This window comes from Paractinoplanes tereljensis (assembly GCF_016862435.1).
Classification (GTDB): Bacteria; Actinomycetota; Actinomycetes; order Mycobacteriales; family Micromonosporaceae; genus Actinoplanes; species Actinoplanes tereljensis.
Genome location: NZ_BOMY01000033.1, coordinates 380,363 through 395,668 on the forward strand (window position 1 = coordinate 380,363; position 15,306 = coordinate 395,668).

At 72.1% G+C, this 15,306-nt stretch carries 15 protein-coding genes; 4 read left to right on the forward strand and 11 right to left on the reverse strand.

Annotated elements, in window-relative coordinates; all coding sequences use genetic code 11:
* From Ate02nite_RS24535 to Ate02nite_RS24560, 6 genes are all read right to left on the reverse strand, one after another.
* Complete coding sequence (locus Ate02nite_RS24535; RefSeq protein WP_203809421.1) at positions 1 to 900, reverse strand: alpha/beta fold hydrolase; 900 nt, start codon at positions 898 to 900, stop codon at positions 1 to 3.
* Between the two features lie 189 nt (positions 901 to 1,089).
* On the reverse strand, positions 1,090 to 1,755 hold the full coding sequence (locus tag Ate02nite_RS24540; protein ID WP_203809423.1) for a response regulator: 666 nt from the start codon (positions 1,753 to 1,755) through the stop codon (positions 1,090 to 1,092).
* Positions 1,752 to 3,080: a sensor histidine kinase gene (locus tag Ate02nite_RS24545; RefSeq protein WP_203809426.1), complete on the reverse strand. Its 1,329-nt coding sequence runs from the start codon at positions 3,078 to 3,080 to the stop codon at positions 1,752 to 1,754. Before Ate02nite_RS24545 ends, Ate02nite_RS24540 begins: the two co-directional genes overlap by 4 nt.
* Positions 3,080 to 5,569, reverse strand: a complete 2,490-nt coding sequence (locus Ate02nite_RS24550) for a DEAD/DEAH box helicase (RefSeq protein ID WP_203809428.1) — start codon at positions 5,567 to 5,569, stop codon at positions 3,080 to 3,082. Before Ate02nite_RS24550 ends, Ate02nite_RS24545 begins: the two co-directional genes overlap by 1 nt.
* A 28-nt stretch (positions 5,570 to 5,597) precedes the next feature.
* Positions 5,598 to 6,239, reverse strand: a complete 642-nt coding sequence (locus Ate02nite_RS24555) for a nucleotidyl transferase AbiEii/AbiGii toxin family protein (protein ID WP_203809430.1) — start codon at positions 6,237 to 6,239, stop codon at positions 5,598 to 5,600.
* Positions 6,236 to 6,574: a hypothetical protein gene (locus Ate02nite_RS24560; RefSeq protein WP_203809432.1), complete on the reverse strand. Its 339-nt coding sequence runs from the start codon at positions 6,572 to 6,574 to the stop codon at positions 6,236 to 6,238. Before Ate02nite_RS24560 ends, Ate02nite_RS24555 begins: the two co-directional genes overlap by 4 nt.
* Before the next feature lie 132 nt (positions 6,575 to 6,706).
* On the opposite strand from Ate02nite_RS24560, the gene Ate02nite_RS24565 reads away from it, so the two are divergent.
* Entirely contained in the window at positions 6,707 to 9,277 is a 2,571-nt protein-coding gene (locus Ate02nite_RS24565; RefSeq protein ID WP_203809434.1) for a helix-turn-helix transcriptional regulator, read from the forward strand.
* 76 nt (positions 9,278 to 9,353) lie between these two features.
* Entirely contained in the window at positions 9,354 to 10,370 is a 1,017-nt protein-coding gene (locus Ate02nite_RS24570) for a MerR family transcriptional regulator (RefSeq protein WP_203809436.1), read from the forward strand.
* A 475-nt stretch (positions 10,371 to 10,845) separates the two neighbouring features.
* On the opposite strand, the gene Ate02nite_RS24575 is transcribed toward Ate02nite_RS24570, so the two are convergent.
* Together Ate02nite_RS24575 and Ate02nite_RS24580 are read right to left on the reverse strand one after the other, a co-directional pair.
* Complete coding sequence (locus Ate02nite_RS24575; RefSeq protein ID WP_203809438.1) at positions 10,846 to 11,148, reverse strand: ArsR/SmtB family transcription factor; 303 nt, start codon at positions 11,146 to 11,148, stop codon at positions 10,846 to 10,848.
* Positions 11,141 to 11,494, reverse strand: coding sequence for a hypothetical protein (locus Ate02nite_RS24580; protein ID WP_203809440.1), 354 nt, complete (start codon positions 11,492 to 11,494; stop codon positions 11,141 to 11,143). The genes Ate02nite_RS24575 and Ate02nite_RS24580 overlap by 8 nt, the downstream gene beginning before the upstream one ends.
* A 108-nt stretch (positions 11,495 to 11,602) precedes the next feature.
* Between Ate02nite_RS24580 and Ate02nite_RS24585 the strand changes: the two genes are divergently transcribed.
* Together Ate02nite_RS24585 and Ate02nite_RS48935 are read left to right on the forward strand one after the other, a co-directional pair.
* The gene (locus Ate02nite_RS24585) at positions 11,603 to 12,370 is read left to right on the forward strand and encodes an SDR family NAD(P)-dependent oxidoreductase (RefSeq protein WP_239147649.1); all 768 of its coding nucleotides are present in this window, start codon (positions 11,603 to 11,605) and stop codon (positions 12,368 to 12,370) included.
* 12 nt (positions 12,371 to 12,382) lie between these two features.
* Positions 12,383 to 13,153, forward strand: coding sequence for a VOC family protein (locus Ate02nite_RS48935; RefSeq protein WP_239147650.1), 771 nt, complete (start codon positions 12,383 to 12,385; stop codon positions 13,151 to 13,153).
* Here Ate02nite_RS48935 and Ate02nite_RS24595 read toward each other — a convergent pair whose 3' ends face one another.
* The 3 genes from Ate02nite_RS24595 to mgrA are packed head-to-tail and all read right to left on the reverse strand — an operon-like array spanning position 13,154 to position 15,301.
* Positions 13,154 to 13,600, reverse strand: a complete 447-nt coding sequence (locus tag Ate02nite_RS24595; protein WP_203809442.1) for a GNAT family N-acetyltransferase — start codon at positions 13,598 to 13,600, stop codon at positions 13,154 to 13,156.
* Complete coding sequence (locus Ate02nite_RS24600) at positions 13,597 to 14,262, reverse strand: nucleotidyltransferase domain-containing protein (RefSeq protein WP_203809444.1); 666 nt, start codon at positions 14,260 to 14,262, stop codon at positions 13,597 to 13,599. The genes Ate02nite_RS24595 and Ate02nite_RS24600 overlap by 4 nt, the downstream gene beginning before the upstream one ends.
* Positions 14,263 to 14,305: 43 nt before the next feature.
* Complete coding sequence (gene mgrA, locus Ate02nite_RS24605; protein WP_203809446.1) at positions 14,306 to 15,301, reverse strand: L-glyceraldehyde 3-phosphate reductase; 996 nt, start codon at positions 15,299 to 15,301, stop codon at positions 14,306 to 14,308.
* Positions 15,302 to 15,306: the final 5 nt, after the last annotated feature.

Here is a 15,306-nt window from a genome sequence, read left to right on the forward strand (position 1 = left end):
CTAGGCGTGGACCGGGGCGTCGACCAGCCAGGTCAGGATCTCCGGCAGGATGCCCATGGCTCCGAAGTGGGCGGAGCCGGACTGCACCCGTAGGTCGGCGTGCGGGATGCGGGCGGCCAGCCAGCGGGCGTGGCTGGCCGGCACGACGTTGTCCTCGGCGCCGTGCCAGAGCAGCACCGGCTGGCGCACGTCGGCCAGGTCGAACCCCCAGTCGCGGCGGACGGCCAGGGTGTCGTCGATCCATCCGTACGGGCCTGGGCGGGTCGCTTCCGCGTACGCCTCCAACAGCAGTTTCTCGATGGTCAGGTCGCCGACGACCTGCCGGTCGGGGGCGCTGATCTGGCCGCGCAGGGAGTCGAGCAGGCTGAGCGGGCTGCGTTGCACCCGGTCGGCCTGCAACCGCAGGCGTTCGATGAGTTTCTGTTCGTCGGCGCGGGCGATCGCGAACCCGCGGGTGTTGTCGGCGTTCATCCCCGCGTACCAGTCCAACTCCTCGCCGGCCTCGTGTGGTGCCAGGCTGACCAGCACGGCCACCCGGTCGACCCGGGCCGGCAGCAAGGCCGCGGAGGCGAGGGCGTGCGGCCCGCCGCCGGAGCGGCCGACCACGGCGAAGGAGTCCAGCCCCAGGTCGTCGGCTATGCATTCGATGTCGGCGGCGCAGTCGGCGATGCTGCGGCCGGCATGCCGGTCGGAGCCGCCGTAGCCGGGCCGGTCGTAGCTGATCAGGCGGACGCCGAGGCGGTAGAGGACGCTGGATCGGGGCCGCGGGCCGATGCGGCTGCCGGGGGCGCCGTGCAGGAGGAAAACCGGGGACCCACCCGGGGCGCCGACCACCTGGTATCGAAGGTTGCGCCCGTCGGCGGTCTTGGCGTCCGCGTCTGCCGATCCCTGTGGGGACACTCTAGGTCACTCCCGAGTCCGTCGGGGCCGCGCTCTTGCAGCCCAGATGTGCGGCCACGGGACACGCAGGTTCGGGGGCCTAGGCTAGCGAGGCCGGGGCAACTCCACCAGTATCGGCGTGCGGGCCGGTCGCGTGTTGCGAATGATGAACACCCGACAGGATTGGACAACACGTTCGTGACCTTCGGGTTACGGCTGGTAGCGGTAGCCCATGCCTGGTTCGGTGAGCAGGTGGCGGGGGCGGGTGGGGTCGTCCTCCAGTTTGCGGCGTAGCCGGGCCATGTACTGGCGCAGGTAGTTGCTCTCGGTGCCGTACTGCGGGCCCCACACCTCCTTCAGCAGCTGCCGCTGGGTGATCAGCTTGCCGGGGTTGCGCAGGAGCTGTTCGAGCAGTTGCCATTCGGTGGGAGTCAGCCGCTGCTCGGGGGTGATGGTGTGGTCGCCCAGGTCGATCGTGTAGCGGCCCAGGGTGATCACCGCGCCTGCCGTGGCCGGCTGGGCGCGGCGGGTCACCGCCCGGATCCGGGCCAGCAGCTCGTCCACGCCGAACGGCTTGGTCACGTAGTCGTCGGCGCCGGCGTCCAGGGCGGCGACCTTGTCGGTGCCCTCGGCCCGGCCGGACAGCACGATGATCGGTACGGCGGTCCAGCCGCGCAGCCCGCGGATCACCTCGGCGCCGTCCATGTCGGGCAGGCCCAGGTCGAGCACGACCAGGTCGGGTGGGTGGGCGGCGGCCGCGTGCAGGGCGCCGGCGCCGTCGGCCGCGACGTCCACGTCGTACTGCCGGGCGCGCAGGTTGATCCGCAGCGCCCGGAGGATCTGCGGGTCGTCGTCGACGACGAGGATGCGGGTCACGTCGATCTCCCGGCGGCCGGCAAGGAAAGGATCATCGTAAGGCCCCCGCCGGGCGTCGCGGCGGGGTTCAGGGTGCCGCCCATCGCCTCGGCGAGGCCGCGGGACAGGGCCAGGCCGAGGCCGACGCCGGTGTGGTTGTCCCGGTCGCCGAGCCGCTGGAACGGCTGGAAGATCAGGTCCCACTTGTCCGGTGCGATGCCCGGCCCGTGGTCGACGACCAGCAGTTCCACGAGGTCGTCGCGGGCGCGGCCGCTCACCGACGGAGGCCGGCCGGAGGGCGAGTAGCGCAGCGCGTTGCCCACCACGTTGACCAGCACCCGGTCGAGCAGGCCGGGGTCGGCGTGCACGGCCGGCAGGTCGTCGGGCAGCCACACGGTGATCTCCCGGCCGAGTGGGCCGAGCTCGTCGAGGGCGGCCGGGACCACGTCCTCCAGGCCGATGTCGGTGAGGGCTACTCCGAGCGCCCCGGCCTGCAACCGGCTCATGTCGAGCAGGTTGGCGACCAGGCCGGCCAGCCGGTCGAGGGATTCGTCGGCGGTGGCCAGCAGCTCGGCCTCGTCCTCGGCGTCGAACGAGACCTCGGTGCTGCGCAGCCCGGCCACCGCGGCCTTGGCCGAGGCGAGCGGCGTGCGCAGGTCGTGCCCGACGGCGGCGAGCAGCGCGGTGCGCACCTTGTCGCCCTCGGCCGCCACGGTCAGGCGCTGCTGGCGCAGGGCGACGGCGGCCTGGGCGGCGAACGCCCCGACGATCCGCCGGTCGGATTTCCCCAGCGGGCGGCCGGTCAGGACGAGGTGGAGGCGATCGTCGACGCCGAAGGCGTCTCCGTCGGCGGGGCTCGCGGCGGCCGGTGAGCCTACCGAGGCGACCGGGTGCCAGCCGCCGGGTACGCGTTCGAGCAGGGTCACCGCGTCGAGGGCGAACGTGTCCCGCAGTTGCCGCAGCAGCCCGGCCAGCGGGTCGGGGCCGCCGCGCAGCACCCCGCCGGCCACCTCGGCCAGGGTGCCGGCCTGGGCGGTGCGCCGGGCGGCCAGGTCGACCACCCAGGACACGGCCACCGCCACCACCACGAACGCGGCCAGCGCGAGCAGACTGTCGCCGCGGGCGATGGCCAGGGTGTGCAGCGGCGCCACATGGAAGTAGTTGAGCAGCAGGAACCCGCCGACCGCGGCCAGCAGAGCGGGCCAGAGCCCGCCGACCAGGGCCACCCCGACCACCGCCGCCAGGAACAGCGAGATCTCCCCGGTGACCGCGGTGAGCAGCGGTAACCCGAGGACGGCGAGGGCGAACCCGGCGACCCGCCGCCGCCTGGACAGCGGCGGGTTCATCAGTCGTGCGGGCCGACGGCGGTGATGACGACCGCGGCGGCGCCGGCCTCGTCGGAGGCGGCCAGGTCGACGGTGGCCTCGATGCCCCAGTCGTGGTCGCCGTCCGGGTCCTCGAACACCTGCCGCAAGGTCCACACCGCCGGGCCCGCGTCGATGTGCAGGAACGCGGGGCCACGGGCCGCGGGGCCGGTGCCGATCTCGTCGTACTCGTCGAAGTAGGGCTCGAGGGCAGCCGACCAGCGGTCGGCGGTCCAGCCCTGCTCGCCGTCGAGTTCGCCGAGGTCGTACCAGCGGCGCAGGGCGGCCAGCTCGACCCGGCGGAACAGGGCGTTGCGGACCAGGACCTTGAAGGCGCGCACGTTGCGGGTGACCGCGGGCGGCTTGTCGTCGAGGCGTACCTCTTCGATGTCGGCTCCGGGGTTGCGCAGGCGTTCCCACTCGTCGAGGAGGCTGGAGTCGACCTGGCGGACCAGCTCGCCGAGCCACTCGATGAGGTCGCCGAGCTCCTCGGTGCGGGCGTCCTCGGGCACGGTGTGCCGCAGCGCCCGGTAGGCGTCGGCCAGGTAGCGCAGGACCAGGCCCTCGGAGCGGGACAGGCCGTAGAACGACACGTATTCGGTGAAGGTCATCGCCCGCTCGTACATGTCCCGGACGACGCTCTTGGGTTTGATCTCGTAGTCGGCGACCCAGGGGTGCCCGCGACGGTACGTCTCGTACGCGTTCTCCAGCAGTTCCAGCAGCGGGCGCGGGTGGGTGACCTCCTCGAGGAGTTCCATCCGCTGCTCGTACTCGATGCCCTCGGCCTTCATGGCGTTCACCGCCTCGCCGCGCGCCTTGGTGCGCTGCGCGTAGAGGACCTGCCGCGGGTCCTCCAGGGTGGACTCGATCACCGAGACCACGTCGAGGGGGTAGTCCGGCGCCTCCCGGTCGAGCAGCTCCAGGCAGGCCAGCGCGAACGGCGACAGGGCCTGGTTGAGCGCGAAGTCGAGCTGGAGGTCCTCGGTGAGCTTGTAGACGCCGTCCGGGGTGCGTTCGATGACCCCGCCGGCCATCAGCGCCCGGGCGATGGCGATGGCCCGGCGGATGTGCCGGCGCTGCGCGGCCGGTTCCTCGTGGTTGTCGGTGAGCAGGTGCCGCATCGCCGCGAACGGGTCCCCGCCGCGGGCGAGCACGTTGAGCAGCATCGCGTGCGACACCTGGAACGAACTGGTCAACGGCTCGGGATCGGCGGCGACCAGGCGGTCGAAGGTGGGCTGCGCGTACCCCACGGTGCCCTCGGGCGGCTTCTTGCGGACGACCTTGCGCCGTTTCTTCGGGTCGTCGCCGGCCTTGGCCAGGGCCCGCTCGTTTTCCACGACGTGCTCGGGGGCCTGCACGATGACGGTGCCCAGGGTGTCGAACCCGGCCCGCCCGGCCCGGCCGGCGATCTGGTGGAACTCGCGGGCCTTGAGCAGCCGGGTCTTGACCCCGTCGTACTTGGACAGGCCGGTGAACAGCACGGTGCGGATCGGCACGTTGATGCCGACGCCGAGCGTGTCGGTCCCGCAGATCACCTTGAGCAGCCCGGCCTGGGCCAGGGTCTCCACCAGGCGGCGGTATTTCGGCAGCATGCCGGCGTGGTGCACGCCGATGCCGTGCCGGACCAGCCGGGACAGGGTCTTGCCGAAGCCGGCGGTGAACCGGAAGCCGCCGATGGCCGCCGCGATCTTGTCTTTCTCCTCGCGGGTGCACATGTTGACGCTCATCAGCGACTGCGCCCGTTCCAGCGCGGCGACCTGGGTGAAGTGCACGACGTAGACCGGCGCCTGGTGGGTCTGCAGCAGCTCTTCGATGGTCTCGTGCAGTGGCGTCATCACGTACTGGAAGACCAGCGGGACCGGCCGCTCGGCGCTGGCCACCACGGCGGTGGGCCGGCCGGTGCGGCGGCTGAGGTCGTCGACGAACCGGGTGGTGTCGCCGAGGGTGGCCGACATCAGCAGGAACTGGGCCTGCGGCAGCTCGATGATCGGCACCTGCCAGGCCCAGCCGCGGTCGGGTTCGGCGTAGAAGTGGAACTCGTCCATCACCACCTGGCCGACGTCGGCGGCGGTGCCCTCGCGCAGGGCCAGGTTGGCGAGCACCTCGGCGGTGCAGCAGATGATCGGCGCGTCCGCGTTGACGCTGGCGTCGCCGGTGAGCATGCCGACGTTGTGCGCGCCGAAGGTGGCGCACAGGGCGAAGAACTTCTCGCTGACCAGCGCCTTGATCGGCGCGGTGTAGAAGGTGGTGCGCCCGCTGGCCAGGGCGATGAAGTGCGCGCCCGCCGCGACCAGGCTCTTGCCCGAGCCGGTCGGGGTGTTGAGGATGACGTTGGCCCCGGTGGCCAACTCGATCAGTGCCTCTTCCTGATGGGTGTAGAGGGAGAGACCCTGCTCGCTGGTCCATTTCTGAAAGGCATCGAAGACCGCGTCGGGTTCGGCCGTGCCCGGAAGGCGATCTGTGAGAGTCATGGTGGTTAAACCTTATCCAGCGTGCTTCTCACGAGCGCGGCCAGGCCGCCAGTCGCGCCCGCAATTCGGCAATCTGCGGAGCGTCCAGGCCATACAGGGTGAAACGGGTGTCGTCCAGCCGGTCCAGGTACCGGCCGGCGTCGGCGATGTCGGCCGGGTCCAGCGCCGGGTCGACCGCGTGCGCCAGCTCCAGGATCCGGTCGAGGGGATAGCGCTCCAGGGCGGCGGCCACGTCGATGTAGTCGCGCACCTCGCGCCGATTGACCAGGGCCGCAACTTTGGTGGCGACCAGGTCGTCGAGGTGCATGACCGGGCCGAGGTCCATCACCACCGGCGCCCGGTGCCGGTCGAGCCGGCACAGGGTCAGCCGCAGCGCCCGGCCGTCCCGGCTGACCACGAACTCCTGGATGTCCTCGTCCATCCCGGCGAACAGTTCGTCGCCCTCCTCGCGCAGCACCCGGTAGCCGTTCTCGCGCAGCGCGGCGGTCACCTCGCCGGCCGCCGCGGTGACTCCGCCGGCCGTGTCGGTGAACAGGTCGACATCCTCGGTCGGCCGGGCCACCAGGCCGTTGACCAGCCAGGCGACCCCGCCGCCGAGGACGAAACCGTGTTTGTCGGCGACCGCCAGGGCGACCCGGGCGACATCGCGGTAGAAGTCCTCGAACCTCACGCGTGCCGCAGCCGCGGATGCCGCGCTTCCCAGGCGGCCCGCACGGCGCGGGGGAGATTCAACTGCGGCCACAGCCGTACGAGGGTGGCGCCGTTGATATATGTCCGGAGTTCGTCGACCCGGATCGCCTCGCGCAGCACGTTCTCGTACATCCAGGTGAGCATGGTGTGCTGGTCGAGGTCGAACGCGCGCATCGGGTTCCACCACAGCCGCAGCGGCAGCTCGACCAGCCCGCTGGTGGGCCCGGTCAGCTCGCCGAGGGTGCCCGCGACCAGAACCGGCCGGTGCGGCCGGGACAGGTGGAGGGCCGGGGCCTCTCGCGTCGTGGCGGGCATGAGGATCAGCGTAAACCGACAACCCGTCCAAACCATTAAACCTAGAATCCTAGGATGCTGTACGGGCAGTGCGGCGCACCGCACACCTCCAACCGGACGGCTTCGCCGACTGACATGTTTTAGGTTGCTGCGGTGACTTCTGAGATCTTGGGCCGCGACACCGAGCTTGCCGCGCTGACCGCGTTCCGGTCGGCCGACGGCGGCGGGGCCCTGGTGGTCCGGGGCGACGCCGGTGTCGGCAAGAGCGTGCTGCTCGACGCGGTCGCCACCGCCGGGGACCGGAGGGTGCTGCGGGCGGTCGGCACCGAGGCCGAGTTCGGGCTCGCCTACGCCGGCCTGCATCAGATGCTCTACCCGCTGCTGCCGCACGCGAGCAGCCTCGACCCGCCGACCCGCACCACGTTCGACACCATCTTCGGCCGGGGCAGCGCGGAACCGCCGTCGGTGCTCGCCCTCGGCGTGGCCGTCCTCGACCTGCTCGCGCTGGCCGCCGGCACCCAGCCGCTGCTGCTGGTGGTGGACGACGCGCACTGGCTCGACCCCCAGTCGGTGGAGGTGGGCACGTTCATCGCGCGCCGGCTCAGCGGGCATCCGGTGCGGCTGCTGGTCGCCGTACGCTCCGAAGTGTCCTCGGCCTGGGACGTCGCCGGCCTGCCCTCGTTGTCGGTGCCGCCGCTCGCCGCCCCGGCGGCGAAGCGGCTGCTGGAGTCCACCGCGCCCGGCCTCACCGAGGCCGCCCGCGACGAGGTGTTGCGCGAGGCGGACGGCAATCCGCTGGCCCTGGTCGAGCTGCCCCGGGCGGCGGCCGGCGGGATCGGGATGCCGCTGGCGCGCCGGTTGTTCGGGGCCCGGATCGAGGCGCTGAGCCGGCCGGCCCGGCAGTCGATGCTGCGGGCGGCCCTGGACAGCGGGTCCCGCTACCGGCTCGACGGGGTCGCTGACGCGATCGCGAGTGGGCTGGTCACCGGTGACCTGGCGTTCCGGCATCCGCTGGTCCGCTCGGCGCTGCTCGGCACGGCCACCCCCAACGAGCGCCGGGCCGCCCACCGCGACCTGTCCCACCTCTATGAACTGGACGCCGAGCGGTACGCCACCCACCTGGCCGCGGCCACCGTCGACCCGGATGAGGAGGTGGCCGAGTCCCTCGAGCTGGCGGCCCGGTCGGCCAGCGAGCGTGGTGGCGCCGCGTCGGCGGTGGCGATGCTGACCCGGGCGGCCGAGCTGAGCCCGGACGCGTCCGAGCGGTCCCGGCGCCTCGAGGAGGCGGCGTTCGTGGCGTCCCAGGCGGCCCTGCTCGACCGGGCCGGGGAGTTGCGCTCGGCGGCCGGGGCGCAGTCGCCGGGCGCGGTGCTGACCGAGGCGTACGCGGCGCTGTACCGGGACGGGGACGTGCGGGTGGCGCACCGCCGGGTGGCCACGGCGCTGGCCGGCGACGTCGACGCGGGCACCCGCGAGCGACTGCTCGGTCTGCTGCTGGCGATCAGCCTGTTCGCCGGCGACGAGGGGATGTGGCATGTCACCGAGGAGGTGTTCGCCGGGGCCGGGGATCTGAGCCGGCTGTACCGGGACGTCTTCGGCGACATCGCGCGGACCGGGCAGGGCGCGGCCGAGCGGGTCCGGGAGGCGTTCGGGCAGGTCGGTGAGGGTCAGCCGTGGGATGTGATGCGGCTGGGGGTGGCCGCCTACTACACCGACTGCCTGGCCGAGCATCGTGCCCTGGTGCGGCGGGTGGCCGACCGGGAGGAGCACGGCGGGGCGGTCAGCAACGCGATGACGCTGCTGCAGCTGGTGATGCTGGACCAGATGACGGCGGGGGAGTGGGACGACGCCCTGGCGACCGGGCGGCGCGGCCTGGAACTCACCATCGAGCACGGGTTCGCGCTGTTCGAGCACCAGTTCTACGGGTTCAGCGGGCTGACCGCGGCGTGGCGTGGGGACTTCGAGACGGCCCGGCGGGCCGCCGACCGGCTCGACCGCTGGGCGCGGCCGCGCGGCGTCGGCTATCTCACCGAGTTGGCCGAGGCGATCGGCGCGGCGGCGGCGATGACGGCCGGGGACTACGAGGAGGCGTACGCGTACGCGAGTGGCCTGACCGCGCCGGGCACCTTTACGCCGTACTCGCAATTGTCGGTGCGCACCCTGCTGGACCTGGTCGAGGCGGCCGTGCACACCGGGCGGACGCCGCAGGCGGACGCGCATGTCGCGGCCGCGGTGGCGCTGGATCTGCCGGCCGTCTCGGGCCGGCTGGCGTTCCTGACCGTGGCCGCGCGGGCGGTGACGTCCGGCAGCGGTTTCGAGGCGGCGGTGGCGCATCCGGCGGCCGCCCAGTTCCCGTTCGAGCGGGCCCGGGTGCTGCTGGCCCAGGGCATGTGGCTGCGGCGGCAGCGGGATCGGGTGGCGGCGCGCACGGTGCTCTCCGAGGCAGCCGAGGCGTTCGAGCGGCTGGGCACCGAGCCGTGGGCCGCGCGGGCCCGTTCCGAGCTGCGGGCGGCCGGCTCCGGCGTTCTGGCCGGTGGCGCGGACGGGCTCACCGCCCAGGAGCGGGAGATCGCCGCGCTGGCCGCCGGTGGCCTGAGCAACAAGGAGATCGGCGCCAAGCTGTTCCTGTCGCCGCGAACCGTCGGCGCCCACCTCTACCGGGTCTTCCCCAAGCTGGGCATCTCGTCGCGGGCGTCGCTGCGGGACGCGCTCACCGAGAATTGATACTTGACCTTCACCCTGCGGGAAGCCCCAACGTGGTCCGTGCCGGTCGCCCGACCGGCACGAGGAGGGTTGGCCGATGCGGCTGCTGACGATCGGGGCGTTCGCCCGAGAGGCGTCGTTGACGCCGCGGGCGCTGCGTCTCTACGACGAGTCCGGTCTGCTGGCGCCGGCCGCGGTCGATCCCGACAGCGGCTACCGGTTCTACGAGCCGGCTCAGGTCGAGCGGGCTCGGCTGATCGCCGGGTTGCGCCGGATCGGCATGCCGCTGCCCGAGATCAAGACGGTGGCGGCGTTGCCGCCGGCGTCGGTGGCGGCCGCGGTCAACGCGTACTGGCAGGCCGAGACGGCCCGTTCTGAGACGCGGGCCCGGCAGGTCGCCCTCCTCCTGTCCGATCTGTCCAGGGGAGACACCACCATGTCCGAGATCACCATCCGCTACGCGACCCGCTGTGCGACCGGTTCCGTGCGGGAAACCAACCAGGACGCCGCTTTCGCCTCCGCCGACGTGCTCGCGGTGGCCGACGGCGGTGGCGGCCCGGCCGGGGCCGCGGCCAGCGCCGCCGCGGTGGCGGCCCTGTCCGGCACACCGTCGCTGGCGACGCTCGCCGCGACCATCGACGAGGTCGACCGGGCCTGGCGCGGCAAGGCGATCACCACCCTGACCGCGATCGTGCGCAAGGGCACCCAGCTGGCCCTGGTGCACATCGGGGACACCCGCGCCTACCTGTTGCGCAACGGGGAGCTGTCCCAGCTGACCCACGACCACACGTGGGTGCAGCAGGAGGTCGACCACGGCAAGCTCGCCTTGGCCGAGGCGGCCGCTCATCCGCAGCGGGCGCTGCTGGTGCGGGCGCTGGGCGGCGGCCCCCAGCCGGTGGAGGCCGACCTGGCCCTGCGCACGGCCCTGCCCGGCGACCGCTACCTGCTGTGTTCCGACGGCCTGTCCGCGATAGTCGACCGCCTGTCGCTGCACGAGACCCTGACTGCCGTCCCCGACCCGGACACGGCGGCCCAGCGATTGCTGGATCTGGCGCTGGAGGCCGGCGCTCCCGACAACATCGCCTGCGTCGTGGCCGACTTCGTCCTGGCGTAAGGCCCGCAGGGCGCCGCCCTGCGGGCGACGCCCGGGGATCGGCCCTGCGGACGCCGATCTCCGGCAGACCGGCGGGCACCCCAGCGCCCACCTGTCGTTTTGTTGGCACTCCCCGTTTGGCATGCCCATCGGTCGGCACTCCGGACGCGGCCGTCTGGACGCGGCGGTTCGGGCGCGGCTGCGCGGCCCTCGGCCGTGTGAGATCGGGATTGGCCGCGAGGTTGGCGAGCCGTGCGGCCCGCGGCGCCCCCCAGATGTCGATCTTGCGGATCTGCTGTTAGGAGCTGACGGCAACTCCGCACACTTGGCGGCGAACTGCCCGAAAAAACGGAAATAGTGGTTCTGTCGGGCGGGCGTTGGCTCCGGAGCCGGTCAATCGTCCACTTCTGGGACGTGAATCTGGTTGGCGCCCGGGATTCCGCGAGGCCCCGATGCCGGGGCGGGTCGGTCGCAGTCATGGACCGGGAAGACCACTTCAATCTTCGAAGCGGGCGGTCCAGTCGGTGAGGAGGGCGGTCATGTAGTCGGCGTTCAGGGTGTAGACGCGTTCTCGGCCCTGCAGGCCGACGCTGATCAGGCCGGCTTCCTCCAGCACCCGCAGGTGCCGGCTGGTGGTCTGCCAGCTGTGGTCCATCCGGACGGCGATCTTGCCGGAGACCTGGGAGCCGCCGTGGGCCAGCAGGGTCACCAGGATCGCCCGGCGGGTGCGGTGTGACAGGGCGGCGAAGACGGTGTCGAGCCGGTCGAGGTCGGCCAGGCCCGGGATCTGCTCACCCAACGGGCACGAACTCAACCGGCACGAACTCAACGGGCACGAACTCGTCGAACTCCAGGCCGCGGGCGGACGGCGCGGGAGTGTGCGGCTCGACCAGGGCGGCGAGCCTGGTCCAGATCGGAATGACGTCCGGATGTTCGTGGGCCGGGCCCATCACGCCGGGCACCCAGTGGGTCAGCTCCACGTACCGCACCGGGCCGGAGACCGAGCGGAAGAGCGCCGGATCGCCGTCCGCGATGAAGCCCAGGCGGTGCAGGGTGGCCCAGCTCTCCCGGAGCACCTTTTCGAAGTCGTCCTCCGCGCCGGCCCGCACGTAGTAGGTCCCGAACGTCACCTGATCATCAGCCATGCCGCTTACATTAAGCCGATGTGCTTAGAAAAGGAAGTCGGATGACGTATGCGGCGGTGGTGACCGGGTGGATAGCGTGATCGCTACCGACGACGGATAGGTGGGGCCATGCAGGGAAAGACGGCGATCGTGACCGGTGCCAGCAAGGGGATCGGGCTGGCGATTGTGCGAGCTCTCGCCGGGGCCGGAGCCACCGTGATCGCGGCGGCCCGGACCACCACCCCGGAACTGGACACCCTGGTCAAGGCGGGCGGGGTGCGCTGGGTGCGGTCCGACCTCGGCGACCCGGCGGCGCCGGCGGAACTGGTCGAGGCGGCCGGCGGCGCGGTCGACGTGCTGGTCAACAACGTGGGGACGGCGCCGGCCCGGCTCGGCGGGTTCCTCTCGGTCACCGATGCCGAGTGGCAGCGGACGATCGATCTCAACCTGCTCACGGCGGTGCGGATGAGCCGGGCCGTGCTGCCGTCGATGGTCGAGCGCGGCCACGGGTCGATCGTGACGGTGGCGTCGGTCAACGCGTCGCTGTCCGACCCGCTGGTCGTCGACTACAGCGCGGGCAAGGCGGCCCTGGTGTCGTTCTCCAAGTCGCTGTCCAAGGAGTTCGGCCCCAAGGGTGTGCGGGCCAACACGGTCAGCCCCGGCCCGGTCGAGACCGACCTGTGGCTCGGCGGCGGCGGCGTGGCCGCGACCGTATCGGCGGGGGCCGGGCTGCGTCCGGAGGACGTGGTGGCGCAGGCCAAGGCCGGCATCCCGAGCGGGCGGTTCTCCACCCCGGACGAGGTCGCCGCGGTGGTGCTGTTCCTGGCCGGAGACGTGTCCGGCAACGTCAACGGCAGCGACTTCGTGATCGACGGCGGCCTGCGTCCAATGTGGTGAGACCATCGCCGGATGGACCTTGATGTGGTCGCGGTGGTAGCCATCGTCGTCCAGTTGTTCGTCTGCTGGACGGCCGGCCTGGCGATGCTGGCCCACGCGTTGGAGCGCGGCTGGTTCGGCGGTTCGGGCGGCGGGCTCACCCCGCTCGTCGTCGGGACCGGCGTCCTGCTGCTGCCCGGCGGCCCGGTGGTGGCGGCGCTGCCCGCCGTGCTGCGCGGCTGGACCACCACGGCCTGGACCCTGGCCCTGCTGGGCCCCGCCATCGCCGTGGTCCTCGGCCTCTGGTGGCTGCTGAGCAAGCTGACCGAGTCGGCACGCGGGGTCCAGCCCTGGCCGCCGCCGGGCGTGCGGGTGGCGCCCCCGGGACCGCCGCCCTGGTTCGCCGGCGCGCTCCCCATCACCTTCGTGCCGTCGACCGACCTGCCCCGGTCCCGCCGGTTCTACGCGGCGGTGCTCGGACTGCACCCCTCCCGCACCGAGTCGTACTCGGCGGGGGAGTCTCCCGCGGTGTGGGTGACCGCGGGCAGCGCGGCGATCCGGATCACCGACGTCGGCGCCGACCTGCGCCCGCAGCCGTTCACCGTGCTGGGCTGGCAGGTCGACGACCTCCGCGCGGAGATACACACCCTGGTCGCCCGGGGCGTCACCTTCATCCGGCTCGACGGGATGGACCAGGACGACGACGGTGTCTGGACCGCACCGGACGGTTCCGGCGTCGCCTGGTTCCGCGACCCGGACGGCAACATGCTGTCTCTCACCGGCCAACGGCCGCGCGCGGCCTGATCAGCGCAGCGGCCGGGCCAGCAGCCGCCGGCCCTCGTCGGCGAACCCCCGCGCCCGGTAATAGCGGTACAGGTGGGAGACGTCCATACCGTTCGGCGCCACCACGATCTCCAGCTGAGCGGCCCCGATCCCGGCAGCCCACCGGGCACTGTCCTCGATCAGCTCGGCGGCCAGCCCGCGCCGCCGGAACGCCGGCGCCACATACAGATCCTCCAGCTCGGCGATCAGCCCATTTTCGAGGCCATAGCTGGAAGTGCTGATCGCGAACGCCGCGATCTGCTCGTCCAGCGCGATCACCGCGACGCGCGCGGCGTCGCTGACGAGCAGGTGCCGCAGATGCTCCTCGAGGCGAGCGCGTGGCGTCGCGAACCCGTCCTCGGCATAGAAGTCGACCGCCAGATCCAGCACGGCCGCGAGATCGGCGGGCTCGGCGGTGCGCAGTGTCATTGCAAACCCCTTTCCCGTACGGCGTAAAGCAGTTGATCTATCGCTTTTGGGTCTGGGGTTTCCGGGAGCTGGGTGGTGGCCGCCGCAGTGGCCAGGTCGGTCTGCAGTTGGTCGGCCCAGGCCGTTACCTCGGGCCAGGGCGTCTCGCCGTGCTTGACCGCGAGCAGCCGCTCCCGCCAGGGGCGCACGTCGACCAGGACCTCGCCGGTGCGCAGCACGTGGGCGCCGGCCAGCAGCAGGCGCAGCATGTGCATGGCCTGCTTGTGGTTGGTGTCGCCGGTGCGTTCGCGGCGGGCGTTGACCCGGTTGAGCTGGTCCCGTGCGTACCCGCCGTAGCTGGCTGCGACGCGGCGCGACAGGAACGCCGGGCGCACCGCCCGCAAAGCCTCGCCGTCGGCGGTGATGTGTTCGACGAGCGGCGACCAGAGCACTTCCAGGACGGTCGGGTTGCCCTGCAGGGCGAGCACGCAGAAGCGCTCGACCTCCCAGGAGAACTCCTCGTCGCGCGGCCCGTCGAGATGGGTCGGCGGCTTCTCGACGCCCCAGAAACTGCGGGTCGGCGCGGCGAACACGCCCCGGCGGTCGTGGTCGGACCCGGGGCCGTCGAGGCCGTAGGCCCGGGATCCGACCACGACCGCGAGGATCGTGTGCCTTTCTTTCACGCCGGGGACCGTACCGTTCGGCGTGGGTCTGGCGAGAGCGAATTTAGAGGTCGAGGACCGTGCCGTCGATCTCGTCCAGCTCCTCGGCCGACAACGGCAGGTTGTCCAGGGCGGCGATGTTGTTCTCCAGCTGCTCGACGCTGCTGGCGCCGATGATCAGGCTGGTCATCCGGTCGTCGCGCAGCGCCCAGGCCAGGGCCATCTGGGCCAGCGACTGGCCGCGGCGCTTCGCGATGTCGTTCAGCGCGTTGATGCGGCCCATCGTCTTGGCGTCGAGGTTGCTCTCGTTGAGGAAGACGCTGGTGCGCACCCGCGAATCCGCCGGGATGCCGCCCAGGTAGCGGTCGGTGAGCAGGCCCTGCTGCAGCGGGCTGAACGCGATGCAGCCGGCCCCGGCCTCCTCGAGGGTGTCGAGCAGGTTGTCCCGCTCGGTCCAGCGGTTGAGGATCGAGTAGGACGGCTGGTGGATCAGCAGCGGGGTGCCCAGCTCACGCAGGATCTTCGCGGCCGCGGCGGTCTGCGCGGCGGTGTAGTTGCTGATCCCGACGTACAGCGCCTTGCCGGCCCGGACCACCGCGTCCAGCGCCGCCATGGTCTCCTCGAGCGGGGTGTCCGGGTCGGGCCGGTGGTGGTAGAACACGTCGACGTAGTCGAGCCCGAGCCGCTGCAGCGACTGGTCCAGGCTGCTGACCAGGTATTTCTTCGAACCCCACTCGCCGTACGGGCCTTCCCACATGTGGTAACCGGCCTTGGTCGACACCACGATCTCGTCCCGGTAGGGCTTGAGGTCGGTCGCGAGCAGGCGGCCGAAGTTCGACTCGGCGCTGCCGGGCGGCGGCCCGTAGTTGTTGGCCAGGTCGAAGTGGGTCACGCCCAGATCGAAGGCGCGGCGCACGATGTCGCGCTGCCGGTCGAGCGGGCGGGTGTCGCCGAAGTTGTGCCAGAGGCCGAGCGAGATGGCAGGCAGTTTCAGTCCGCTGCGCCCGGCTCGCCGGTAGGTCATCGAGTCGTAGCGGTCCTGCTTGGGGGTGTAGGTCACAACCC